This is a genomic window from Komagataeibacter oboediens (assembly GCF_003207815.1).
GTDB classification, from domain to species: domain Bacteria; phylum Pseudomonadota; class Alphaproteobacteria; order Acetobacterales; family Acetobacteraceae; genus Komagataeibacter; species Komagataeibacter oboediens.
Genome location: NZ_NKTX01000002.1, coordinates 69797 through 93641 on the forward strand (window position 1 = coordinate 69797; position 23845 = coordinate 93641).

Consider the following 23845-nt stretch of genomic DNA (forward strand, 5'->3'; position numbering starts at 1 on the left):
CGGGCGGACCTTTCGGTCTTTACATGGTGCGTGCGGCGATGGTGGACAGCGTCGCGCACAGCGCCGCCGCAGCCATGAGCAGCAGCCCGTCAAACACCAGCGAGGACGGGGTCAGCAGGTGCGACCCCACCTCCAGATGGTCAGGAATGGAATGGGCGACATGCGCGATCATGTCCCGCGTCTGCGGATCGTTGCCCGCGGCGCCGTTGACGATCCCGATGACGTGGGGCAGCGCGCTCCACCCGATGCCCAGGATCAGCACCAGCGGGGCGACCAGTTCGGATACCTGCTGCACCAGATAGAACAGGAAGTAGAACACCGACCAGACCGCCACCCGCACGATGCGCGGCACGTTCACCCCACCCATGGTGGCGCCGGACACCGGCATGCGGTCCTGCTGCTGGTTGGAAAAGTGACTGTCCATTAAAACAAGACTCCGCTCATGGGGGCCGTTTCCCCGGATTGTTGGAAACGCATTCCAGACCGAGGTAGCGATGGCTTGTATTAAATGCAAACTTCTGCCTTGTGCATATGGGAAACAGCAGGTCGCGCCATCGCAATGGATCACGCCACGTCACAGCACGATAACGGATATGGATCGGGTCGGGTCATGCGGCCCTCCGTCATGATCTTCCGTGTGGGCACGCGGCAGTACGGTCTGCCTGCCGGGCTTGTGGTCAGGGAATGCATGCCCGTGCCCGAACTCATGCCGGTGGCCGTTGCGCTGCCGCATGTATCGGGCTGGTTCCGGCTGGGGGCGGCCATAGTGGTGGTGATTGACCTTGGGGTGCTGCTGGGTGTCCGCGCGCAGGCAGTGCGCCAGCCGGTGGATCTGCTGTACTGTCCGCTGCTGCTGTGCAATCTGCCCGGCGGGGGGAGCGTGGCCCTGCTGGTGGATGCGGTGTGCGAGGTCGCCCAGCCCGCCCCCCCTGTATCCGCCATGCCCGACGGTGACGCGGCGCAGGCCGGGGAGGCGGGCCGGGAACTGGAACTTGCGGATGGTGGCATTGCATTCATGCTGCGCATGACCGACATCATCAATGATGATGAACGCATGCGGCTGGACAATCTGATGGAACGTACCCGTGCGCGCGCCGCCCTGTGGGCCGGACTGGACGCCCCCGATCCCCCGATGGCGGCGGGTGATGAAGGGGAACGTCATTCATGATGGAACCTGTCGCCTTTCCGCCCGCCGGCCTGCGGCGGCTGCTCAATGCCGTGACCCGGCGCACGGGGCTGCATTATTACGTGGACAAGGCCGATCTGCTGGAACAGGTGGTGGGCGCACGCATGGCGCTGCATGGCTGCCGGACATGCCATGACTATCTTGCCCTGCTGTCCGACGGCGCGCGGGGCGACAGGGAATGGCGGGAACTGGAATCCGCCATTACCATAGGCGAGACATTTTTCTTCCGGTATGCCGAGCAGTTCGCCGCCCTTGAACGGACCATTGTGCCGCAGCTGATACACCGGGCAGCGGCCACGCGGCACCTGCGGGTGTGGAGCATTGGCTGTTCCAACGGGGCGGAACCCTATTCCATCGCCATCCTGCTGACCCGCCTGCTTGAGGAGGCGGGCCAGAATGCTGCTGACTGGCATGTCGAAATCCTGGGCACGGATATCAGCACCCGCGCGCTGGAACAGGCCCGGCTGGCGGAATTCAGCGCATGGACCCTGCGCGATATCGTCCCGGCACAGCGGGCGGCCTGGTTCACCCCGGTCAGTCCCCGTATCTGGCGGCTGCATGAATGCTATCGCCGCATGGTCCGCTTCCGGTACAGCAACGTGCTGGACCTGCTGCGGCCCGATGGCGGGCCTGCGGGACCTTTCGACCTGATCCTGTGCCGCAACGTGCTGATCTATTTCGCGCAGGCACAGGCACAGGCGCTGGTGCGCGCCATGGCGTCGCGGCTTTCGCCCGAAGGCTGGATCCTGCTGGGGCATTCGGAACCGGTGTCCAACTTCGCACCCTGCCTTGAAACCGTGCGCCTGCCGGGCACGCTCGCGTTCCGCGCACCGGCTTCGGGCGGGGGACGACAGGACGCGTGCGCCGGGGTGCCCGTACTGCCGCGGCGCAGGCCGGTCGCGCGCGCCCTTGTGCCCGTGCCAGCCGGGAACAGCGCATCCGTTGCTGCGGAAATCCGCCGTGTTGCAGATGGGGGGCAGGTCGCTCGTGCCATGCGGATGTGCCGTGACCATCTGGCGCGTTACCCCATGGATACCCGCATCCATTTCCTGTCCGCCGTACTGGCATGGGGCGAAGGCTGCCTGCTGCAGGCCGAGGAATCGTTCCGCAGGGTCATCTATCTGGCCCGCGACCATGTCATGGCGCGCTGCTACCTTGCCCGCCTGCTGGAAGATGCGGGCGGATGGGTGGAGGCAAACCGCATGCGCCAGCAGATGATCGACCTCGTCCGTCGCTGCCCGCCCGATATGGTCCTGCCCGACGGGGATGGCATGACGGCAGGCGGCCTGCTGCGCCTTGCCCGGCAGGCTGCCGAGGGACCGGCACTGCGGCATGATGCGCAGGTGACATCCTGATGACGCATGCGGACATGACCCCACCCGCGGGCAGGGAGGCCTTCGCCCGGCGGGTCCTGCATGAACGTGCGCGCATCATGGCCGCGCGCGGGCAGGGACAGGCGGATGGTACGGCGGGACGGCTGCTGGTCATGCTCGACCTCGCGGGACAGGCCTGCGGTGTGGACCTGCATGCCGTGCTGCGCGTGACCGACCCGGTCTGGAGCGACATGCCCCGCAGGCCCGACTGCCCGCCCGGCGTGCGCGGGGTGCATGGATACCAGGGCGACCTCTATACCGTGTTTGACCTGTCCATCCTGCTGGGTGGCGCGCCACTGGAACAGCCGGGGGTGATGCTGCTGCTGCGTTCGGTGTCCAGTATACCGCTGGGGCGCATCGCGCTACTGGCCAGTGCGGCGTTGGGCACGGCGGAAATAGCGGGCACCCCCACGCCACTGACCCCTTCGGGTTTTCCCCAGGCCAGCCTGCCCGATGGGCGCAGCCTGACGGTCATTGATCCCGCGCGTCTGTTTTCTTCCCGTTATGTCGGAGTGTGAAGTACCGTGACAATCGCCAATCGCCTGCTGTTCGGCTTCATGGTCGGTGTCCTGCTGATGGTTTCGCTGGGCATTTACGCACTGGGACAGATACGGGAGGTGCGTGATGAAATGACGATCATCGTCACCCGCGACCTGTCGGTCTACCGTGAACTGACGCATATCCGCGCCAACGAAAACGACCTTGTCGCCCGCAGGCTTGCCATCCTTGCGCATTATTACGCGCATGATTTCGAAACCGCCCCCGCCGTGCTGGAAGACGCCATTGCCGGATGGGATGAAAAGGCGCGCGGGGCGGACAGCCTGCTGGCGGGCGTGCTGTCGCGCGCGGAAGAGGCCGGCAGGCTGGCGCGCAGCGATGACCAGCGCGAGATGTTCAATACCGTCGCCAGCCAGCTGCGTGATATTTCCACGCAGTTCCAGATGGATACGCACGGCGCCGCCATGCTGTTCCAGGCCATACGGGCGGGGAATGATGCGGGCGTGCGCGAACAGGCATCGCGTATCGACAGCCGCGAACAGTCGATCGACCTGCTGGTGGGGCGGGCTGCGTCCCTGCTGGACCATGGGGTGCAGGTGGCCGAAACGCAGGGGGCGGCATCGTATGATTACAGCCGCCGGTCGCTGGCCATCGGCATGGGGGGCGCGGTTGTCGTCGCACTGATCGTGACCTTCTGGACGCGACGGTCGATCATGGAACCGATTTCGTCCATCATGCATGTCATGGAACGCGTGGGGCAGGGCGACCTTGCCACCCGCGCCAAGGTCGGCGGGATGGGCGAGGACCGTGACGAGGTCGCCCGCCTTGCGGCCGGGCTGAACCGCATGATCGACGGCCTGCGTGAAATCGCGCGGCAGAGCGGGGAAGTCACGCAGAACCTTGACGCCGCCGTGGCCGAAATCCGCGCCTCCACCCAGCAGCAGGCAGCAAGCGTGGAAGAACAGTTCGCCGCAGTGCAGGAAACGGCTGCGACGGTGGATGAAATCACCCATTCCGGCGCCCAGATCAGCAAGCGCGCGAGAGAGGTCATTTCCTCGGCGGAGGTGATCGTCCACAGTTCCGCAAGCGGGCTGGAAGCGGTGGAAGAAACCGCCCGCGCCATGGCCCACACCCATGACGGGGCCGAAGCCGTGGCGTCGAACATCGTCGCCCTGTCCGAACGGACCGAGGCGATCAGCGAAATCATCGCCTCGGTCAATGACCTGTCCGAACGCTCCCACCTGCTGGCGCTGAATGCCGCGATCGAGGCGGCGGCAGCGGGTGAGCACGGGCGGTCGTTTGCCGTGGTCGCGGCGGAAATGAAGATCCTGGCCGACCAGTCGCGCGATGCGACGCAGAACGTGCGCGCCATACTGGGTGACATCCAGCGCGGCATCAACACTTCGGTCATGCTGACGGAGGAGGCGGTCAAGCGTGTTTCGGCGGGCAAGGAGCGGACCGACATCGCCTACCGCACCATCGAACGCATGACCGGCGGGATCGAGGAAGGGGTGCATGCCTTCCAGCAGATCGTGGCGTCCACCAACCAGCAGCAGATCGGCATCGAGCAGGTCATGACCGCGCTGCAGAGCATCCGTCAGGCCAGCCAGCAGACATCGGCGGGCACGCGCAACCTTGAGGTCTCGGCCAGCAACCTTGGCAAGCTGTCGAAACAGCTTCTGACCATTTCCGCGCGTTACCGGACCTGACGGCCGGGCCGTGGACAACCTTCGGGACGAACTTCTGGCGGTATTTGACGCGGAATACCGTGACCACCTGCGTGCAATCCGGGGCATCGTGGCCGCCGGCTGCCCCGATGCGCAGGGACTGGCGGAAATCTTCCGGCGCGTCCACTCGCTCAAGGGGGCGGCGCGCGCGGTCGAACTGCCAACGGTCGAAGGGGTGGCCCACGCGCTGGAAAACCGCCTGTCGGCGCTGCTGGCGGCCCGTGCCCTGCCGGATGCGGCAGACCTGAAGGCCATTACCGACACGCTGGATGAGGTGGACCTGCTCATGACATCCGCCCCGGCGGATGGTGAGGTCCGCCCGGCAGATGAGGAAACGACGGCATCCGCTACCGCGACGGAAAACCCTGCCTATGTGCAGGTGCCCGTCGCGCGGCTCGATGCGCTGGCCTCGGCGGTGCATGATCTCATGTCCGTGGCCGAACGGCATGAACGGCTGTGGGCGCAGGTCATGGACCTGCTCGATGAATCGCGTGCGGTCATGCATGCCCCTGAACGCATGCGTGCCGACCCCGTGGCCGAATTCGCGCGGATGACGCGCAAGCTCATGACGGTGGGGCGTGAACGTGAACTCATGTCCGGGCAGATCGACCGCGCATTGCTGCGCCTGGGGGAGGAAGTCCACGCCGTCACCCTTGTGCCTGCCGAAAGCGTGTTTGGATCCCTGGCCGCCATGGCCCGGCGCATCGCGCGCGAACATGGGGGACCGGATGCCGGGGTGGACGTGCACATGTATGGCATGGAGGTCCAGACCGAACGCCGGGTGATGCAGGCCCTGCGCGATCCGGTGGTCCACCTGGTGCGCAACGCCATCGTACACGGGCATGAAACCCGTGCCCAGCGGCTGAAGGAAGGCAAGTCAGAACGGCTGAACATCACCATTGCCGTCACCCTGACCGGGGTGCGGCTGCAGGTTGCGGTCAGTGATGACGGGCGTGGCCCCGACCTGCAGGCCATTGCCGCGCGGGCGGCAGGGCAGGGGCTGGTCCATGCCGATGCGCCGCTGGAGGCGCGGCAGTTGCTGGCGCGCGTGTTCGAACCGGGTTTTTCCACGCGTGGGCAGGCGGATACGCTGGCCGGGCGCGGGGTCGGGCTGTCGGTGGTGGCGGAGGCGGCGCGCGCCCTGCACGGCACCGTGCGCATGGAACAGCGCCAGCCCGCGGGCACGACCGTGACCCTGACGGTGCCGGTGTCCCAGCGCCAGCGCACCGTGCTGCTGGTGGAAAACGCCGGGCAGGCGCTGGGTCTGCCCGGTCGGGTGATCCGTCACCTGCTGCGGGTGCGGCGTGACGGGATCAGGCTGCTCAATGGTGCGCCCTTTGCCGTGGTGCCGCACCGTTCCGACGGCACGCAGCCGGAACATGCGCACGGCGACGGACAGGCCGAGGATCTTGTGCCGCTTGTGCCGCTGCGCGCCTTCGTCGGGGATGAAAACGCTCCGCTGCCCGTGCGTGATGGCGCGGTCAGCGTGGTGGTGATGGAGGTCGATGGCGTGCGCTGCGGCTTTGCGGTGGAACGCATGGTGGATGTGCGCGCGCTGCTGGTATCGGATGCCACCGCCGTGGGGCTGGATAGTGAACTGGTGCCCGGCATTGCCTGGCAGCGCGAGGACCAGCCGGTCTTCATTCTCAGCCCCGACCGGCTGTTCGCGCGCTGGCGGCTGCGCGGCAATGGGGCGGGGGTATGCTTCAGTGACGTGGATGAAGCCGCCCCCGTGGTGGCCGTGCGCCATGCGCCGCTGGTCATGGTGGTGGACGATTCAATCACGACACGGACACTGCAGAAAACCATATTGCAGTCCCATGGTTACGATGTCTGCCTTGCGGTGGATGGGGAGGAGGCGCTGGCGATGCTCCAGCAGTCCTCGCGGCATGTGGATGTGGTGGTGACGGATGTCGAGATGCCGCGCATGGACGGGTTTGCGCTGCTGGCGGCCATGCAGGCTGATCCGCACCTGTCGGACATCCCCGTTGTCCTCATGACATCGCGAGATGATGGGGATGACGTGCGCCGGGGTATGGAAGGTGGTGCGCGTGCCTACCTGACCAAGCAGAAATTCGATCAGGGTGAACTGATCGATACCATAAAGGGGCTGTTGTGAACGATGTGACGCCCCTTGCGCCGCGCCGGGTGCTGATTGTGGAGGATTCGGCGGTCCTGCGGCACCTGCTGATGCGCGTGGTGGCGGGCGACCCGCGGCTGGAGCTGCTGGAAGCCGTGGAAACGGCGGAGGAGGCGCTGCGCCTTGTTCCCCGCCTGCGCCCGGATGTGATTTCCATGGATATCTGCCTGCCCGGCATGGACGGGCTGGAAGCCACGCGGCAGATCATGGCGCATTTCCCTACCCCCATCGTGATTGTCAGTGACACGGTCGGCGCGCAGGCGACGCAGGTGTCCATGAACGCGCTGCGTTCGGGCGCGCTGTCGGTGATCGAGAAGCCGCAGGGCCTGTCGGGTGAAGCCGGGGCCGCCGTGGCGCAGGGGATCGCGACACAGCTGTATATCATGAGCCAGGTGCCCGTGATCCGCCGCCGCCTGCTGCAGGCCGAGCCCTTCCGGCACAAGGGCATGTGGGCGCGCCCGCTTGATATCCGCCCACGCATCCTGGCACTTGCGGCCTCCACCGGGGGGCCGACGGCCTTCGCCCGCGTGCTGGGGGACCTGCCGGCGGATTTCGCGCTGCCGGTGGTGCTGGTGCAGCATATGGGGCAGCCCTTCATGGAAGGGTTCGCAGCGTGGCTGGACCAGCATGTCGCCCTGCCGGTCATGCTGGCGCAGCACGGCATGAAGCTGGAACGGGGCCGGGTGCTGGTGGCGCCGGGCAACCGGCACATGACCGTCGGCCCGCGCGGGGATGTGCTCCTGCATGATGACGCGCCGGTGCAGGGGCAGCGGCCATCGGCTGACGTGCTGTTTTCCTCCGTCGCAAGGGTGTTCGGCGCGGACAGTCTTGGCGTGCTGCTGACCGGCATGGGCGAGGACGGTGTGGACGGGCTGGGCCGCATCCGTGCCGCCGGCGGCTACACCATTGTGGAGGATCGCAGCACGGCGGTCATCCACGGCATGCCCGGCGCTGCCGAACGCGCGGGGGCTGCGTGCATAAGCCTGCCGATGCACGAGATCGCCCCGCATATCTTCCGGATCATGGCGGGTGGCCAGATCCCTTCCACAGGCCCCCTAGCAGGATAATGACACCCCGATGCCGCTGACTGATCGAGAGGACCATACCGATACCCTGCTGCTGGTGGAGGATTCGGACACGCAGGCCCTGCGTATCCGCCGCATGCTGGAAAGCCACGGTTTTCATGTTCACCGCGTGGCCAGCGGGGAGGATGCGCTCGATACCCTTGATGAACGACTGCCGGGGCTGGTGATCGCCGATTATCACCTGCCGGGCATGAATGGCGGGCAGCTGGCGCGCCAGCTGCGCATGAACGCGGTGACGCGCACGATTCCCGTCCTGATCCTGACGGAGGGGATCGAGCCGGGGCTGGAACGCGAAGGGCTGGAAAGCGGGGCGGATGCCTATATCCCCAAATCGTCCGATCCTGCGCTGATCGTCTTCCGTATCCGCGCGCTGCTGCGCGAACATGCGGCCCATGCCCCCTCGCTCCTGCCGCAGCGCGTGTTCCGCCGCGCGCGGATCATGGTCATCGCCCCCGAACCCGCCCACCGGCGCGCGGTGCCCGAACTGATCGACCAGTTGCGGCGTGACGGGCATATCGTGACCCTGTGCCCCGATCCCGCCCGGCTGGAGCCGTCCCTGCTGCATGACCCCGACCATGTGCCTGACTGCGTGGTGATCGACCTGGCGTGCCGGGAGTTCGACGGGCTGGAGGTCTGCCGCAGGCTGGACGAATGGCGGCAGGAAGATCTGCTGTCGGGTAACGTGCCGCCGCGCATCCTGGGCGTGGATGGCGCCCCGCGTCCCGACGCGAAGGAGTTTTCGGCACGGGTGTTCGAGGCGGGGATAGACGACCTTGTCTCGCGCGATGTGGGGCCTGCGGCGCTGGCGCTGCGTATCCGCGTGCTGGTGCGCCGCAAGCTTCTGCAGGATGACGTGCGCCGGATCGAGGTCGAGCGGCAGGCACGTGAAATCGCGGTCAAGAGCGCGCGGGCGGAAGCGGCGGCCATTGCCTCGAAAGCGTCCCTGGCCGAGGCGCTGGAGCAGGCCAATCGTGAACTGGCCGATGCCAACCGCAAGCTGATCGAGACACAGGGCAAGCTGGTGCAGACGGCCAAGATGGCGTCACTGGGTGAACTGGTGGCGGGCATTGCACATGAAATCAACAATCCCTTGGCCTTCATCCTGGCGCACAAGGACACGGTGGCACGCGGGCTGGACCGCGTGATCGGCATGGAAGCCAGCTGCGCCGATCCCGACCATGACAGCCGGGCCGCGATCCTGAACAAATGCCGCGACCGGGTGGGGTCCATGAACATGGGGTTGCGGCGCATCCAGAACCTTGTGCTGAATCTGCGCAAATTCTCGCGACTGGATGAAGGGTTGTTCCAGCTGATTGATGTGCCCGAGGCGCTGGAAACCGTCATGGCGCTGCTGACGCAGAAGCTGGGCAGCGGCATCATGGTCAGGCGCCGTTACGAAGCTCCGGACCGGCTGTACTGCCAGGCGGCGCTGCTCAATCAGGTCATCATGAATATTATCAGCAATGCGGCGGATGCAATTCTTGCCGCCCAGCCTGATGATATGTCTGTCCGTGGCGGGATCGCGGAAGGGGAAATCGAGATCCATACCTTCCTCTCCCATAATGGGGAGGGACAGGACAGTTATGTCTTTGTCATTACCGATAGCGGCCCCGGTATCGCGCCCGACGTGCAGGAGCGCATTTTCGAGCCGTTTTTCACCACCAAGCCGGTGGGGGCAGGAACCGGGCTGGGGCTTGCGATCGCCTACAGCGTGGTGCAGGCCCACCATGGCAGCCTGTCGGTTGGCCGTGCCCCACAGGGGGGCGCGCGTTTCACCATTTCCGTGCCCTGGAACGCCGGGCCGGCAGGTGAGGGCGGGCCATCCCCGTCTGTCCATCCTTCGTCCATCACGCGCGCCGAGTAAGCGTGTCATAACCTCCGTGCAGGGAGCTGCAGCCCAATGAATACCGTCCCCGCGACGCCACCGCGCCCTGTTGTCCTGCTGGTGGATGACGAAGCCGAGATCCTTGTGGCCCTTACGGACCTGCTGGAGGATACCTTTACCGTCCTGTCCACCACATCACCGACCGAGGCGCTGAATATCCTGTCGGCCCGCAACGATGTGGATGTGATCGTATCCGACCAGCGCATGCCCGAGATGGGGGGCGATGTCATGCTGGCGCGCGCGCGCGAACATAGCGACGCACAGGCCATCCTGCTGACGGGATATGCCGATATCGGTGCCGTCGCGGCGGCGCTGAACCAGGGGCGTATTTCATTCTATTCCCACAAACCGTGGGATCCCGACGCCCTGCGCGCCATGATCGTGCAGGCTGCCGATTACCACAGGCTGGAACGCGAACTGCGCACCGAGCGCATGCTGCTGCACGGCCTGCTGGACAACCTGCGCTCGGGGCTGGGGTTCATGGACGCGCAGGGCCGCTTTATCCGTATCAACCAGCAGGCCGCGGATTTCTATGGCCGCAACATTGCGGACTGCCTTGGCCGCACGGAACAGGAACTGTGCGATGCGGACCTGCTGCCCCTGATCCGCGCGGCGCATGAACGGTTGCATGATGAAGGGCGCGACGAGGAAGTTGTCGAACTGCCTGCCCATATCCGTGGCGGCGTGCAGGGGCGGTGGCGCGAGATCACGCGCGTCGTGTTGGGCGCACTGGGCGACGGGTCGGCCTGTTCCGTCGTGATCAACCGTGACATTACCCGCCAGCAGGAAATGGCCGCCCGCCTGCGCCAGGCGGAAAAGATGCAGGCGCTGGGCACGCTGGCCGGTGGCATCGCGCATGACTTCAACAACCTTCTGACCGCGGTTCTGGGGTCGCTTGAACTGGTGCGTGACATGGGACCGGAAACGGGGCCGATGGCGCGCCTGCTGGACAATGCATCCGCGGCGGCACAGCGTGGGGCGTCGCTGACACGCAGGCTGCTCAATTTCAGCCGTCCGCGCGACCTTAGCCTGGAACCCGTGGACGTGAACGCCCTGTTGCATGGCATGAACGACCTGCTGGCGCAGACGGTGGTGTCCCGGCAGGGAAAAAGCGGCGGCGCGCCATGCGCCATCGTGGTGGATACGGCGGCGTCCGACGGCATGCTGCCGCCGGTCTGCACCGATGCGGGGCAACTGGAACTCGCGGTGCTCAACCTGTGCATCAACGCCGTTGACGCTATGCCCGAAGGGGGGCTGATCAAGGTGTCCACTGCGCTGAAGCGGGTCAGGGAAATCGTGCCGGGGACGAATCTCGTGCCGGGGGAATATGTCATGGTTTCAGTGACCGACCAGGGTGTCGGCATGTCGCCCGAGACGCTGGCCCGCGTGTTCGAACCCTTTTTCACCACCAAGGATGTCGGTCGCGGCACAGGGCTCGGCCTGTCCATGATCTATGGCTTCATCCGTCATGTCGGCGGGGAAGTCCAGGTGCGCAGCAGACCGGGTGAGGGCACGCGCGTTGACCTGTGCCTGCCGGTGCAGGGGGACGGCAATGCCACCGGCGCCCCGGCCCCGGCCACGACGGCAACCGCGGGACAGGGGGCGGGCCAGCATGCGCTGCATGTCATGGTGGTGGATGATGAACCGGGCGTGCGCGCGGTGACGGCGGGCTTCCTGCGCGCACGCGGGCATGACGTGCATGAATATGCCAGTGGTGCCGCCGCCGTGCAGGCCATGGAGCAGGGGCTGGGACCGATCGACCTTGTCATCATGGATGTGATGATGCCTGGCATGGGGGGGATGGAGACCGTCCATCACCTGCAGGCGCTGCGGCCGGGCCTGAGGGTGCTGTACCTGACGGGCTACGCCAATGCCGGGGCGCTGCCGGCGGGCAGCGCCAACGTCATGCATAAACCCTTTACCCGTGCGGATCTGGCCGCCCATATGGACCGGATCATGAACCGCGCCCCGCAGGCGACATGACCGCGCGGGGCAGGGCGTGAGGCCTTGCCCCTTGTGCTGGCGTGAGAACGTTTTATTTCTATTGATATGCAAGAATATCATTCATCTCCCCATGACCCTGTCGGGTGGCATGGAACGACCATTTTATGTGTCCGCCGCGACGGCCAGGTGGCCATGGCGGGCGATGGGCAGGTGACGCTGGGCGCCACCGTGATCAAGGGGAATGCCCGCAAGGTGCGCCGCATCGGCCCCACCGGACAGATACTGGCCGGTTTCGCCGGGGCCACGGCGGATGCCTTCACCCTGCTGGAGCGGCTGGAAAACAAGCTGGAACGCTATCCCAACCAGCTGGAACGCGCCTGCGTGGAGCTGGCGAAGGACTGGCGTACGGACCGCTACCTGCGCAGGCTGGAGGCGATGATGGCCGTGGCGGACGCGGAACGCTCCTTCACCCTGACGGGCAATGGCGACGTGCTGGAACCCGAGGACGGTATCATCGCCATCGGATCGGGCGGAAATTACGCGCTGTCGGCCGCCCGCGCGCTGCTGGGGATCGAGGGGCTGTCAGCGGTGGATATCGCGCGGCGGTCGATGAAGATCGCCGGTGACATCTGTGTTTACACCAATCATTCCGTCATTGTGGAAACACTGGGCGCGGATACGCAGGACGGAGCGGCGTAATGGAAATACCCAATCATTCCCCGCGGGAGATCGTGGCCGAACTCGATCGCTATATTATCGGGCAGGCCGATGCGAAACGCGCCGTGGCCATTGCGCTGCGCAACCGCTGGCGGCGCGCGCAGCTGACCGATGCAATGCGTGACGAGGTCGTGCCCAAGAACATCCTGATGATCGGGCCGACCGGCTGCGGCAAGACCGAGATCGCGCGCCGTCTGGCCAAGCTGGCGCAGGCACCTTTCCTGAAGGTCGAGGCGACCAAGTTCACCGAGGTCGGTTACGTCGGCCGCGACGTGGAGAGCATCGTGCGCGATCTGGTCGAGGCATCGATCAACATGCTGCGCGACCTGCGGCGCAAGGATGTGGAAAAGAACGCCGAACAGGCGGCCGAGGACATCCTGCTCAATGCGCTGGTGGGCGAAGGGGCATCATCGGAAACCCGCAACAAGTTCCGCCGGATGCTGCGTGCGGGTGAACTGGAAAACAAGGAAGTCGAGATCTCGATTGCCGAAGGGGGCAATCCGTCGCCATCCGACATGCCGAACATGACGCCCGGCGCCGTCATCAATTTTTCCGACATGATGAAGGGCTTCATGAACCGCATGCCGCAGCAGAAGCGCATGACGGTGGCAGCGGCCCGTGCCGCCCTGACCCGGCAGGAAGCGGACAAGATGCTGGATACCGAAACCCTGACGCGTGAAGCCGTGGCCCACGCGCAGGATCATGGCATCGTCTTCCTTGATGAAATCGACAAGGTCTGCGCACGTGCATCCGAAGGGGGATCGCGTGGGGGCGACGTTTCGCGCGAAGGGGTGCAGCGTGACCTGCTGCCCCTGATCGAGGGGACGACCGTTTCCACCAAATACGGCCCCGTGCGCACGGACCATATCCTGTTCATCGCATCGGGCGCGTTCCATATCGCCAAGCCGTCCGACCTGCTGCCCGAACTGCAGGGACGTCTGCCCATCCGCGTGGAACTGGCATCGCTGACGCGTGATGACCTGCGCCGGATCCTGACCGAGCCGGAGCATTCGCTGCTACAGCAGTACGTCGCCCTGCTGGGTACGGAAAAAGTGACGCTGTCCTTTACCGATGGCGCGATCGATGCGCTGGCGGAACTGGCGGCCGATATCAATGAACGGGTGGAGAATATCGGCGCGCGGCGTCTGGCCACCGTTCTGGAGCGCCTGCTGGAGGATGTATCCTTCACTGCCGCCGACCGGAGCGGGGAAGATGTGGTGATCACGGCCGAGGATGTCCAGAACCGTGTGGCCCCCCTGGCCCGTAAGGGTGATCTGAGCCGCTTTATCCTGTAGGGCAGTACCCGCCTGCTGCAGGGGCCGCGCCGCAGGGTGCGGCCTTTTGCGTTCAGCTCCGTTTTCCGGGCCGTCATGGCCCCCGCGTAACAGGAAAGATGATGACCGATCCCTTCGTAAAGCCCGAGGACGATACCGCCGCCGATGCCATTGCGGAGATTGGTGAGGAACTGGCCCTGTTCGATGACTGGATGCAGCGCTACCAGTACATCATCGAACTGGGGCGCAAGCTGCCGCCATTCCCCCCCGAATGGCAGGACGATGCCCACCGTGTGCCGGGATGCCAGAGCCAGGTCTGGATGGAAGTGCAGCCGCGTGACGGACTGCTATATCTGGCTGGTGCGTCGGATGCGGCAATCGTATCGGGGCTGGTTGCGCTGCTGCTGCGGGTATATTCCGGCCGCAGCCGGGACGAGATCCTGAATACGGACCCCAAATTCCTGCGCGACCTCGGGCTGGTGCAGGCACTGTCCACCAACCGGGGCAACGGGGTGGAAGCCATGGCGCAGGCCATACGCAAGGCTGCCGCCGACATGGGCGGTTAATAGGATTACCGGTTTTCGGGGCCGCCTTTTTTCAAAAAAGGTGGCATTTCGGAACAATTTATCAAAAACGGCTTTTCCCATACACAGGGATAAGGACAGGGGCAGGCGGTCATGCCTGCCCATGCGGATCAGTAACCTGCGTCAAAGCCTGCATCGTCAACCGCAGCGAACAGATCATCGAGGTTGGTGGTGCGGCTGTCATACGTGACGAAGGCCTTGCCCTGTTCCAGCGAGACTTCGACCATTGAGACGCCGTCCACGCTTTCGAGTGCATGCACGACCTTGGATGCACATCCGTCGCAGGTCATGCCGCTTATGTTCAATGTTATTTTTTCCATGATCCGATCGCCTTTATCACCTGCTGGCAGCCTGTGTATGGGTGCCTGTGGTTGAGAACTGATCTGATTACACCAGATTAGACCCCCATGCGCCATTGTCTCCTTTTTTCATGAAGGCAGGGAAGGCTGGCGCGGTTCGTTCCCCTTGGTCGGGCATGATGCGGCATTATCGAATGTAATAAAATTGGTGTCCGGGTGATTTTCTGAAAACAGAGGCCTGCCGGGTATCTATAATCCCGTGTGTCACCTTATCTTCTCCGCCGGATACGTGCGTATGAAAGGCAGGCAGAACCGCCCGGGTTGCATGGAATGGTGCGGAACCGGAGTATTCCGGGACGGCAGGAAGCATCTCTGCCTGCTGCCGAGGAATCCGTGCCTTCCTGGCCGGTACGTATGCGGCATGAGTCGTGATGACAGGGCTGGATGGCGAATACAGAAAAGGCCGGTGCATGCGCAACCGGCCTTTTGTCGTCAGTCAGTAACCGTAGTGGTGCGGGGATCAGTCCACCGTGCTCATACGGGTTTCATCAACGAATTTTTCTGTTGCATCATCCAGCTTGCGCGACTTGCGGCCGGCGGGACCGTGAACATACAGTGTCTTGCGATCAACCTTCTGATCGGTGCCTTCCGGCTTCAGCGGCATTTCATATTCCGGCTTCTGCGCATGGTCGGCCATCTGTAGTTCGGGATTGAAGACGGAGTTAAACTTCCAGATCATGGTCAGGAAGTTGGTCTGTCCACGCAGCGCAAGGCGCAGGGCAATGCCCAGCGTATCCTTGATCGCGCTCCAGCCCAGATGCTTGTTGTTCAGGATCTGCTGGGTCTTGACCAGTTCTTCATAGAACTCACGCAGCGGCAGCGTGGTGGGCATGACCGCGTGCTGGATGTCAAACAGGCGGTAGTCGCGCGTGGTCAGCTTGCGGGACTCGCTTTCCCAGATTTCCGTGCCGGGGTAGGGGGTGGTGACCGAGATGTTCACGATATCCGGGATTTCCAGGCACCACTGGCGGATCACCTCGAAACGTTCGCGGTCCCATGACGGATCGGCAATCAGGTTGATCGCCACGATCAGGTCCAGCGAACGGGCATATTCCAGCGCCTCGAAATTGCGGTCCATCGACACGCGCTTGCGGAACCGCTTCAGCCCTTCCGCATCGACCGCTTCCAGCCCGATGAAGATGTAGCTCAGGCCGATTTCCTTCCAGACCGCGAACACTTCCTTGTTGCGCATGAGCACATCGGCGCGGGTCTCGAGGTAATATTCCTTCTGGATGTTACGGCGCTTGATTTCATCGGCAATGGCCATGCCGTGCTCGGCATGGACGAAGGCGACGTCATCGACGATGAAGATGCCGGGTTCCTTGATTTCCTGCAGTTCCTCACCAATCACCTTGGCGCTGGCGGTGCGGTAGGACCGGCCGTAGAAGGTCCATGCGCTGCAGAACGTGCAGTCCCACGGGCAGCCACGGGCGAATTCGATGGAGGCGGCGGGGTCCAGCGTGCCGATGAAGTACTTGCGGCGGTGGCGCAGCAGGTCACGCGCGGGGCGGACCTCATCAAGGGATTCGATGAAGATCGGCGGCGGGCCGTCCCCTTCCATGGTGACGACGCCGGGCACGGTCAGCAGATCCTTGCCCTGTTCCCATGCCTCAAGCAGCAGGCCGACGGTGGCGTCGCCTTCGCCCTTCAGCACGCAGTTGATGGCCCCGTCGGACAGCGCAAGCACGTCACGCGCAATGAACGAGATCGAATGTCCCCCGATGAACAGGAACACGTTGGGCAGGCGCCGACGCGTTTCCTTGCACAGGTCAATGATCTCGGGGACGTTGGCCAGGTAGTTGCCGGAAAAGCAGATGGCGTGCGGACGGAATCGCTCGATGCGTTCCCAGTAATCGGGATGCTTCTCGACCTGCAGGTCGATGATTTCCACCTCATGTCCCTTGTTGCGCGCGGCACCGGCAACCAGTTCCAGCCCCAGCGGTTCAAGACGCAGGAAGACCTTCGTGTACATGAGCGAGCTTGGATGGACGGCCAGTAATCTCATTCTTTTACCTCAGGGCATCGATGGGGACGGTGTCACAGCACGCCAGTGCATACGCAATCCGGTCACAAATTTACAGCCGGACCAATGCTGTATTTGTATTTTTTATATATCAGACACGATTTAGAAAAAATAAGAATAATGACAGAGGGTGGCAATATAAGTGTGATCTGTCATCCAATTCACGGTAATATCACCTATGCATACAGCTAATGCCTGTATGCCCTTTGTCATATTCCATGGTCAGATATGTTTTTTCTTCATGTCCGGCTCTGTCGGAAGGGGACCTATGCATTATGGACGGGACAGGGGCTGGGCGGCCTTCATGTCCCCTATCGCAGCCTGCGCTTTCGTGGCAGTGTCGGCTCCGCTTAAGCGACGGGGTCGAAATGAATCTGAAAATCGTGGAAAAAATGTCTGCCCGCCTCGGGCTGCTGGCATGTGGCGTGGTCATGATGTGCGGGTGTACCGCTGAAATCGGCCGCAAGCCTTTCGAAAGTGACGTGAAGTGCCTGCGTGAGCAGATGGGCACCACGATGCAGCTCAGCTTTCCCATCGCGGCGAATACCTGCCAGCGCATGAGCGACCACAACTTCGTTTTCAGCAAGAACCACAAGCATCCCCAGCCGCTGCCGCTGAAGCTGCGTGGCGCGCCCGACCTGCAGAAGATGGCGGATGAATACGGATACAGCTATACAAAATAACGTGTCGGGGCCTGTGCCCCGATCCGTTCAGTTTTCCAGTTCGGTATCCCAGTACAGATAATCGCGCCAGCTCTCATGCAGGTAGTTGGGGGGGAAGGCGCGGCCGTTTTCCTGCAGCCTGCGGCTGGTGGGCCGTGCGGGGGTACTGGCGGGATACATGCGGATCTGGTGTGGCATGTACGACCCCTTGATCAGGTTGCATGGACTGCATGCCGTCACCACGTTTTCCCAGCTGGTACGGCCACCCCGGCTGCGGGGAATGACGTGGTCGAAGGTCAGTTCCTGTGTCGGGAAGCGGGTGTTGCAGTACTGGCAGGAAAAATTGTCCCGCAGGAAGACGTTGAAGCGGGTGAAGGCGGGCTTGCGGGCGGACGGGATATAGTCCTTCAGCGCGATGACGCTGGGCAGGCGCAGGCTGTGGGTGGGGGAGCGTACGACGGTGTCATATTCGCTCAGTACCGATACGCGGTCCAGCCAGACGGCGCGGATGGCGTCCTGCCATGACCACAGGGAAAGCGGGAAGTAGGAAAGGGGCCTGAAATCAGCATTCAGGACCAGGGCAGGCAGGTATTGACTGTCACAGGGCACGGACGCATTCCTTTCCGAATGCCGGCGCACGGTGTTCAGGCGTAACTCTGTAGCGAAGCGAACGCCTGGGGTGTGCGTCGTCGTCAGGTAACTGTAGAATCTATTGCAGACCCCGCATGGCGTGGCAACCCATGCCCGTGGGGCCGCCGGCCACGCCTCATGCACACAGGAAAACAGGAAAGCCGTGATTTTTTCCGGTATCTTCCTGATATGGTTCGATAATGGCAGTCACCACCCGTTTCGCCCCCAGCCCCACCGGGCACCTGCACCTTGGACATGTCGCATCGGCCCTGCATGGCTGGCGGTACGCTGCGGAGTCGGGTGGCACCTTCCTTCTGCGGGTGGAAGATATCGATACGGTCCGCTGCCGAACTGAATTCATTACGGATATGTACACCGATCTCGCCTGGCTTGGCCTGTCATGGCCACAGCCGGTGCGCCGGCAGTCACGGCATATGCCGGACTATCACCGTGTTCTGGACAGCCTGCGCGCACGTGGGCTGCTGTATCCGTGTTTCTGCACGCGGCGCGATATTGCGGAAGCCGCCAGCGCGCCCCACCACGCCCCTGATGGCACGCTGGTCTATCCCGGCACCTGCCGCCACATGGACCCCGTTCGGCGGGCGGACATGCTGGCAGCGGGCGTGCCCCACGCGATGCGGCTGAATATGGGTGCGGCGATGAAGCTGCCCGGCGCGCAGGATCTGACGTGGCATGAACTGGGCCACGGCCCGCGTGCATGCCACCCGCAGCAGTTCGGGGACGTGGTGCTGTCGCGTAAGGACGTGCCCGCGTCCTATCACCTGTGTGTCACGCATGATGATGCGTTGCAGGGCGTAACCCTGGTGACACGGGGAGAAGACCTGCTGGCGGCCACGTCGCTGCACCGGCTGCTGCAGCATGTCATGGGTTGGCCCGCGCCGTGTTACAGCCACCATCCCCTGTTATGTGATGACACCGGCAGGCGGCTGGCCAAGCGCGATGGTGCACTGTCCATCCGCGCGATGCGCGCGGCGGGTATGACGCCACGGCAGGTATGTGCCGCCGCGGGCCAGCCCGATCACATATCTGCTGTTTCCACGGCAGCGTGTTCGCACTAGGCTACGCGCCCGTTGCCCGGCAGTATGCCGGATATTTTTCACTGTTGATGGATATTGATATCATGGATCTTACCGCCGCCCGGCTGGACCGGATCAGCCCCAGTCAGACGATCGCCATCTCAACCAAGGCGCGTGCACTCAAGGCGGCGGGAAAGGACATTATCAGCCTTTCCGCCGGTGAGCCGGATTTCGACACCCCCGATACCATCAAGAAGGCGGCCATGCAGGCCATTGCCGCAGGTGAGACCAAATACACCGATGTCGCGGGCACGCCCGCCCTGCGCCGGGCGATTGCCGAACGTTTCCGCACTGACAGCGGTCTGGACTACACGTGGGATGAGGTGATCGTCTCTAACGGTGGCAAGCAGATCATCTATAACGCCATGGTGGCGACCATCAATCCGGGGGACGAGGCCATCATCCCCGCGCCGTGCTGGGTGTCGTATCCCGATATCGTCTCGCTGGCCGAAGGCACGCCGGTTATCGTACCATGTAGCGTGGAAAACGGCTTCAAGCTCCAGCCTGCCGAACTGGAAGCCGCGATTACGCCGCGTACCCGCTGGCTGCTGCTCAATTCCCCCAACAACCCGACAGGTGCCGCCTATTCCGCCGAGGAAATGCGTGGCCTGTGCGATGTGCTGCTGCGTCATCCCAATGTGTGGATCCTGACCGACGATATTTACAACAAGCTGGTCTATGACGGCTTCCGCGCCCCCACGGTGGTGGAGGTGGAACCCCGCCTGCGCGATCGCACGATCACCATGAACGGTGTGTCGAAGGCCTATGCCATGACCGGCTGGCGTATCGGCTATTCTGCCGCCCCGGTGCAGATGACGCGTGCGATGAACAAATTGCAGAGCCAGTCCACATCCGGCCCGTGTTCGATCAGCCAGGCGGCCGCGGTGGAAGCCCTGACCGGGCCGCAGGATTTCATTGGCACCATGGTCAGCACATACCAGGCGCGGCGTGACCTTGTGGTCAGCATGCTGAACGAGGCTGCTGGCCTGCACTGCCCCGTGCCGGAGGGGGCGTTCTATGTCTTTCCGTCGCTTGTCGGCTGCCTGGGCAAGACCAGCGCGGGCGGGACGCTGATTGATACCGACGAAGCGTTCGTCACCGCCCTGCTGGATGAGGAAGGCGTGGCCGCCGTGCATGGCAGCGCGTTCATGTTCGCGGGACATTTCCGCATTTCCTACGCCACTGATACCGACAGCCTGCGCGAAGCCTGCCTGCGTATCCAGCGTTTCTGCGCCGGGTTGCGGTAAGGGGATGAATATGGATGCGGCCCAGACCCATTCGCTGTTTGCACAGCGGATGGAGCGCCTGACGGTACCGGCCACCATCGCCATGGCCCAGCGCGCGCGCAACCTGCGGGCCAAGGGGGAGAAAGTGCTCTCCCTTGCGTTGGGGGAACCGGATTTTCCCACCCCCGCCGCGGTGATCGAGGCAGCACACCGCGCCGCACTGGACGGGCAGACGAAATACCCGCCTGTTGATGGCACGCCCGCGCTGAAGGCAGCCATCGCGCGCAAATTCGCACGTGAAAACGCGCTGGATTACGCCCCTGCCGAAATCATGGTGTCCAACGGCGGCAAGCAGGTCATTTTCAACGCGTTCATGGCGACGGTGCAGCCAGGCGATGAAGTGGTCATTCCCCGCCCGTACTGGGTCAGCTATCCGCTGATCGTGCAGATGTTCGGGGGCACCCCGGTCTATGCCGACTGTCATGAAGCCGATGGCTTCCGCCTGATGGCACAGGCGCTGGAAGCGGCAATCACGCCACGCACCAAGTGGCTTGTCCTCAATTTCCCCAACAATCCCACGGGCGGGACGATGGGGCAGGCCGATCTTGAAGCCGTGGCCGAGGTGCTGCGCCGTCATCCCCACGTTCATGTCCTGTCAGATGAGATATACGAACACCTGCTGTATGACGGGCTGCAGCACCACTCCCTTGCCGCCGTGGCTCCCGATCTCAAGGGGCGCATCCTGACGCTGAACGGCGTGTCAAAAGCCTATGCCATGACCGGATGGCGTGTGGGGTACGTGGGTGGTCCCACGCCCCTGATCCGCGCCATGACGGCCATACAGGGCAGCGCCACATCGGGTATCTGTTCCATAAGCCAGGCGGCGGCGGCGGCGGCACTTGATGGTCCGGCGGACATTATCGCGCAGATGTGCGCGGTCTATGCCCGCAGGCGGGAAATGGTGGTTTCGACCCTGCGCGCCATACCGGGGCTGACCTGCGCCATGCCGCATGGGGCATTTTATGCCTATCCCGGCATTGCAGGATGCATGGGCCGTGTTTCGGCAGGTGGGCAGCGGCTGGAAACGGATCAGGATTTTGCCATTGCCCTGCTGATGGAACAGCACGTGGCGGTGGTGCATGGCTCGGCCTTCGGGCAGGGACCATACCTGCGGCTGTCATACGCCACCAGCGACGATATCCTGAAGGAAAGCTGTGCGCGGATCGCGCGGTTTGTCGATGGCCTGACCTGACGCGTCGTGACCGTGGTCAGTCCGGGTCGGGCGAGGGGGGGCAGAGCAGGAACACCCCCTCCGTCACGATGGCGGGCAGCAGCGGCATTGCCAGCGGCAGCCCCGACAGGCCGATCGCCCCGGCGGATGCAACGCATGCCCCCATGTAACCCGTGCGGCCGCCCAGCCGTTCCGCAATGACAAACAGGAAGACGGCCGCCAGTTCCAGAATGGCCGCCCCACCCAGCCGCAGGGGATGCGCCTGTGTCTGCGTACCCATGTCCGACAGCAGGCGCAGCAGGGCCGGGGACTGACCCTGTTCCCCGCCAAGGCCGAACATGAACGAAAAGGGCAGGATCAGCACGCCGAGTATATCGCGCAGCAGGTTCACCAGCCCGCTGACCAGCGGCAGCAGTACCAGTATCGCCAGGCTGGCGGTGGTGCAGGTCGCGACAATGACAAGCCCGACCTGACGCTGCCGTGCTGCCGGATTATGCTGGGGGTCCGACGCGCTCATGTATGCGTGCCGTGATTACCGCAGCCACCACTTGACGGGTTCGGGTTCATCCGCCGGGGTTGCGTCATCCGGTGCGGTGGCTGGCGGCTGGACGGCGGCTGTGCGGGGTTCCGCCGTGCGCTGTTTTGCCTTCAGGCGGTTCAGTTCTTCATGCAGGTGGCTGTTTTCTTCATTGGCATTGTACAGTTCGGCGCGCACGCTCAGTAATTCAGCGTCCTGTGCGGCCAGTCTGCTTTTGTGTTCCGCCGCGATGACATCGGCATGGCCAATGCGCGTGGTCAGGGAACGGATATGTGCCTGTGCTTCCGACAGGCGCAGTTCGGCCTGTTCGCGCAACTTCTGTTCAAACTGGACCTTGTGGCGCAGCTGTTCAATTTCGCTGCGGTCATCCTGCTGCGCATGGATTGCGCGCGGTGTCGCGCGGCCTGTGGCAAGGGAGTGATGTTCAACCCGGACATCGCCATCCTGCACGAATTTGCGCCGGCGCTGCGTGGGGTCGGCCTGACGGGCCGGACGTGGCTTGTTTGCCGCCATCTTGCCGCTGCCTGCGCCACGGGGCGACGGCTTGCCCTTTCCCAGTCGCTCAAGGGCCTGCCGGAACGCGGATTCATTTACTTCTTCCCGATTGGCATTCTGGTCTTCTTCTTTCGGGAAGGAAAGAAAATCGTTATATGATGACACAGCAAAACTCTCGATAACTCAATGCACCAGCGTGGTGTGGCTGAAATTATATTTAAGAATATTTTCCTACAACCAGTCTACCAATGGTGCCTGTTTTTAGGTGATTGAAGGATCATATAATTCCTTATCCCCCTGTCGCGCAAGGGTATAAAGAATAATATAACAAAATAACATTATATTTATTATGGGAAGATATTCCTCAAGTATAATTATACTATAATAATATAATAAATAAAATAAAACAAATAAAATTATCTAAAGATCTCTATTGATCCAAGAATTATTGCATAAGAATTTCGCCTTGTATTCCGCGGCCATGTAGCGCAACGGCGGTCGCTCTCTTGCGTTCAGGCTGTCGATTGGTCCAGATAAAAGGACCGATATGGGTTTTCATGATAATATCCGACAGGATACGGAATGTGTGACATGGACCAGCAGACAGCTTTGGTTTCCCTTTCCCGCAGGCTCAGGCAGGCGGGCCGGCCATGTGTGCTGATCGTCATGGGGGTTTCGGGCTGCGGCAAGAGTACCGTGGCCCAGCTTATGGCGGAACGTCTGGGCTGGCCGGTGATCGAGGGCGATGACCTGCATCCTGCGCACAATATCGCCAAGATGAGTAACGGCATCCCCCTGACGGATGAAGACCGCGCCCCCTGGCTGGACTGCATCGCGCAGCAGGTGCGTGCATGGGGGGATGCGGGCCAGTGCGGGATCGTGACCTGCTCATCGCTCAAGCGGATGTATCGCGAGCGTATCAGCGGTGGCAGCCATGATGTCTGTTTTGTCTACCTCAAGGGCAGCAAGGAAGACATCGCCCCCCGCCTGCGGCAGCGGACCGGGCATTTCATGCCGGTCGCCATGCTGGACAGCCAGTTTGACACGCTGGAGGAGCCGGACATGGACGATGAAGTGGTCATGGAACTGGATGTCAACGCCCGGCAGGATCATCTGGCGGAACAGGCCTGCGCCCACCTGTCCACCCTGCCGGAGTGATCCGCTCCGCCCG

The 23845-nt window shown here is 63.3% G+C and carries 22 protein-coding genes; 16 read left to right on the plus strand and 6 right to left on the minus strand.

What is annotated here, in order from left to right; genetic code table 11:
* Window positions 1-19: 19 nt before the first annotated feature.
* The gene (locus tag CFR80_RS02205; protein WP_010512844.1) at window positions 20-424 is read right to left on the minus strand and encodes a hypothetical protein; all 405 of its coding nucleotides are present in this window, start codon (window positions 422-424) and stop codon (window positions 20-22) included.
* An 84-nt stretch (window positions 425-508) separates the two neighbouring features.
* On the opposite strand from CFR80_RS02205, the gene CFR80_RS02210 reads away from it, so the two are divergent.
* The 11 genes from CFR80_RS02210 to CFR80_RS02260 all read left to right on the plus strand — a co-directional run bounded on the left by CFR80_RS02210 (window position 509) and on the right by CFR80_RS02260 (window position 14395).
* Window positions 509-1168, plus strand: coding sequence for a chemotaxis protein CheW (locus tag CFR80_RS02210; RefSeq protein ID WP_232275509.1), 660 nt, complete (start codon window positions 509-511; stop codon window positions 1166-1168).
* Window positions 1165-2541 carry a CheR family methyltransferase gene (locus tag CFR80_RS02215; RefSeq protein ID WP_010512847.1) on the plus strand — a complete coding sequence of 459 codons (1377 nt, stop codon included), beginning with the start codon at window positions 1165-1167 and terminating at the stop codon, window positions 2539-2541. Before CFR80_RS02210 ends, CFR80_RS02215 begins: the two co-directional genes overlap by 4 nt.
* Window positions 2541-3077, plus strand: a complete 537-nt coding sequence (locus CFR80_RS02220) for a chemotaxis protein CheW (protein ID WP_010512848.1) — start codon at window positions 2541-2543, stop codon at window positions 3075-3077. The genes CFR80_RS02215 and CFR80_RS02220 overlap by 1 nt, the downstream gene beginning before the upstream one ends.
* Before the next feature lie 6 nt (window positions 3078-3083).
* The gene (locus tag CFR80_RS02225; RefSeq protein ID WP_010512849.1) at window positions 3084-4766 is read left to right on the plus strand and encodes a methyl-accepting chemotaxis protein; all 1683 of its coding nucleotides are present in this window, start codon (window positions 3084-3086) and stop codon (window positions 4764-4766) included.
* A gap of 10 nt (window positions 4767-4776) precedes the next feature.
* Complete coding sequence (locus CFR80_RS02230) at window positions 4777-6903, plus strand: ATP-binding response regulator (protein ID WP_010512850.1); 2127 nt, start codon at window positions 4777-4779, stop codon at window positions 6901-6903.
* A complete protein-coding gene (gene cheB / locus CFR80_RS02235; protein WP_010512851.1) occupies window positions 6900-7991 on the plus strand; it encodes a chemotaxis-specific protein-glutamate methyltransferase CheB in 1092 nt (363 codons plus the stop codon). The genes CFR80_RS02230 and cheB overlap by 4 nt, the downstream gene beginning before the upstream one ends.
* A 10-nt stretch (window positions 7992-8001) precedes the next feature.
* Entirely contained in the window at window positions 8002-9873 is a 1872-nt protein-coding gene (locus tag CFR80_RS02240) for a response regulator (protein ID WP_010512852.1), read from the plus strand.
* A 36-nt stretch (window positions 9874-9909) separates the two neighbouring features.
* Window positions 9910-11877, plus strand: coding sequence for a response regulator (locus tag CFR80_RS02245; protein ID WP_010512853.1), 1968 nt, complete (start codon window positions 9910-9912; stop codon window positions 11875-11877).
* 66 nt (window positions 11878-11943) lie between these two features.
* Window positions 11944-12537: an ATP-dependent protease subunit HslV gene (gene hslV / locus CFR80_RS02250; protein WP_010512855.1), complete on the plus strand. Its 594-nt coding sequence runs from the start codon at window positions 11944-11946 to the stop codon at window positions 12535-12537.
* Window positions 12537-13850: an ATP-dependent protease ATPase subunit HslU gene (hslU, locus tag CFR80_RS02255; protein WP_010512856.1), complete on the plus strand. Its 1314-nt coding sequence runs from the start codon at window positions 12537-12539 to the stop codon at window positions 13848-13850. The genes hslV and hslU overlap by 1 nt, the downstream gene beginning before the upstream one ends.
* Before the next feature lie 101 nt (window positions 13851-13951).
* The gene (locus tag CFR80_RS02260; RefSeq protein WP_010512857.1) at window positions 13952-14395 is read left to right on the plus strand and encodes a SufE family protein; all 444 of its coding nucleotides are present in this window, start codon (window positions 13952-13954) and stop codon (window positions 14393-14395) included.
* 128 nt (window positions 14396-14523) lie between these two features.
* Here the strand turns inward: CFR80_RS02260 and CFR80_RS02265 are convergent, their stop codons facing one another.
* Together CFR80_RS02265 and hpnR are read right to left on the minus strand one after the other, a co-directional pair.
* Complete coding sequence (locus CFR80_RS02265; protein ID WP_029329201.1) at window positions 14524-14733, minus strand: heavy-metal-associated domain-containing protein; 210 nt, start codon at window positions 14731-14733, stop codon at window positions 14524-14526.
* A gap of 499 nt (window positions 14734-15232) precedes the next feature.
* Window positions 15233-16777: a hopanoid C-3 methylase HpnR gene (gene hpnR / locus CFR80_RS02270; RefSeq protein WP_010512859.1), complete on the minus strand. Its 1545-nt coding sequence runs from the start codon at window positions 16775-16777 to the stop codon at window positions 15233-15235.
* Between the two features lie 386 nt (window positions 16778-17163).
* Between hpnR and CFR80_RS02275 the strand changes: the two genes are divergently transcribed.
* A complete protein-coding gene (locus CFR80_RS02275; RefSeq protein WP_010512860.1) occupies window positions 17164-17478 on the plus strand; it encodes a hypothetical protein in 315 nt (104 codons plus the stop codon).
* 27 nt (window positions 17479-17505) lie between these two features.
* Here the strand turns inward: CFR80_RS02275 and CFR80_RS02280 are convergent, their stop codons facing one another.
* Window positions 17506-18066, minus strand: coding sequence for an HNH endonuclease (locus tag CFR80_RS02280; RefSeq protein ID WP_010512862.1), 561 nt, complete (start codon window positions 18064-18066; stop codon window positions 17506-17508).
* A 221-nt stretch (window positions 18067-18287) separates the two neighbouring features.
* Between CFR80_RS02280 and gluQRS the strand changes: the two genes are divergently transcribed.
* The 3 genes from gluQRS (at window position 18288) to CFR80_RS02295 (ending at window position 21662) form a co-directional block, all read left to right on the plus strand.
* Entirely contained in the window at window positions 18288-19166 is an 879-nt protein-coding gene (gene gluQRS, locus CFR80_RS02285) for a tRNA glutamyl-Q(34) synthetase GluQRS (protein ID WP_010512863.1), read from the plus strand.
* Window positions 19167-19228: 62 nt separating this feature from the next.
* On the plus strand, window positions 19229-20431 hold the full coding sequence (locus tag CFR80_RS02290; protein ID WP_010512864.1) for a pyridoxal phosphate-dependent aminotransferase: 1203 nt from the start codon (window positions 19229-19231) through the stop codon (window positions 20429-20431).
* Between the two features lie 4 nt (window positions 20432-20435).
* Window positions 20436-21662 carry a pyridoxal phosphate-dependent aminotransferase gene (locus CFR80_RS02295; RefSeq protein ID WP_010512865.1) on the plus strand — a complete coding sequence of 409 codons (1227 nt, stop codon included), beginning with the start codon at window positions 20436-20438 and terminating at the stop codon, window positions 21660-21662.
* A gap of 16 nt (window positions 21663-21678) precedes the next feature.
* On the opposite strand, the gene CFR80_RS02300 is transcribed toward CFR80_RS02295, so the two are convergent.
* Both CFR80_RS02300 and CFR80_RS02305 read right to left on the minus strand, forming a co-directional pair.
* Window positions 21679-22158: a hypothetical protein gene (locus CFR80_RS02300; protein WP_010512866.1), complete on the minus strand. Its 480-nt coding sequence runs from the start codon at window positions 22156-22158 to the stop codon at window positions 21679-21681.
* A 15-nt stretch (window positions 22159-22173) separates the two neighbouring features.
* Entirely contained in the window at window positions 22174-22839 is a 666-nt protein-coding gene (locus tag CFR80_RS02305) for a hypothetical protein (protein ID WP_010512867.1), read from the minus strand.
* Between the two features lie 426 nt (window positions 22840-23265).
* Between CFR80_RS02305 and CFR80_RS02310 the strand changes: the two genes are divergently transcribed.
* The gene (locus tag CFR80_RS02310) at window positions 23266-23832 is read left to right on the plus strand and encodes a gluconokinase (protein WP_010512868.1); all 567 of its coding nucleotides are present in this window, start codon (window positions 23266-23268) and stop codon (window positions 23830-23832) included.
* The last annotated feature ends 13 nt before the right edge of the window (window positions 23833-23845 follow it).